Origin of the sequence: Campylobacter sp. CFSAN093229 (assembly GCF_011068225.1) — a bacterium.
Lineage (GTDB): Bacteria > Campylobacterota > Campylobacteria > Campylobacterales > Campylobacteraceae > Campylobacter_D > Campylobacter_D jejuni.
In genome coordinates, this window is the sequence record NZ_JAAMXB010000025.1 from 1 (window position 1) to 972 (window position 972).

The 972-nt window shown below is 31.3% G+C and carries 1 protein-coding gene; it reads left to right on the forward strand.

Going from position 1 to position 972, the window contains the following annotated elements:
* On the forward strand, positions 1-971 hold a 971-nt coding region (locus FBE93_RS08240), incomplete at its 5' end, for a methyl-accepting chemotaxis protein (RefSeq protein WP_242631511.1).
* Between the last annotated feature and the right edge of the window lies 1 nt (position 972).

The following is a 972-nucleotide window of genomic DNA, read 5'->3' on the forward strand; positions in this document are numbered from 1 at the left end:
AAGTTGATTTAATTTCAATCAAAGCCGATGATGAACTTGGAAAAATGGGCAAAATGATCAACGAAAACATCCTTGCTACTAAAAAAGGTTTAGAACAAGACAATCAAGCCGTTAAAGAATCAGTTCAAACCGTATCAGTTGTAGAAGGTGGTAATCTAACAGCAAGAATTACTGCTAATCCAAGAAACCCACAACTTATTGAACTTAAAAATGTTCTAAATAAACTTCTTGATGTTTTACAAGCTAGAGTAGGTTCTGATATGAATGTTATTCATAAAATATTTGAAGAATATAAAAGCTTAGATTTTAGAAATAAAATCTCTAATGCTTCAGGAAGTGTTGAATTAACTACTAATGCTTTAGGTGATGAAATAGTTAAAATGCTAAAACAAAGTTCAGACTTTGCTAATGCTTTAGCTAATGAAAGTGGAAAATTACAAACTGCTGTTCAAAGCTTAACCACTTCTTCAAATTCTCAAGCTCAATCTTTAGAAGAAACTGCAGCAGCTTTAGAAGAGATCACTTCTTCTATGCAAAATGTTTCAGTTAAAACTAGTGATGTTATCACTCAATCTGAAGAGATTAAAAATGTTACAGGTATTATAGGTGATATTGCAGATCAAATCAATCTTTTAGCTTTAAATGCAGCTATTGAAGCAGCACGTGCTGGAGAACATGGTAGAGGCTTTGCAGTGGTAGCTGATGAAGTTAGAAAGTTAGCTGAAAGAACTCAAAAGTCTTTATCTGAAATAGAAGCTAATACTAATTTACTTGTTCAATCTATCAATGATATGGCAGAAAGTATTAAAGAACAAACTGCAGGTATTACTCAAATCAATGATAGCGTAGCTCAAATTGATCAAACTACTAAAGATAATGTTGAAATTGCTAATGAATCAGCTATTATTTCTAGTACAGTAAGTGATATAGCTAATAATATCTTAGAAGATGTTAAGAAGAAGAGGTTTTAAT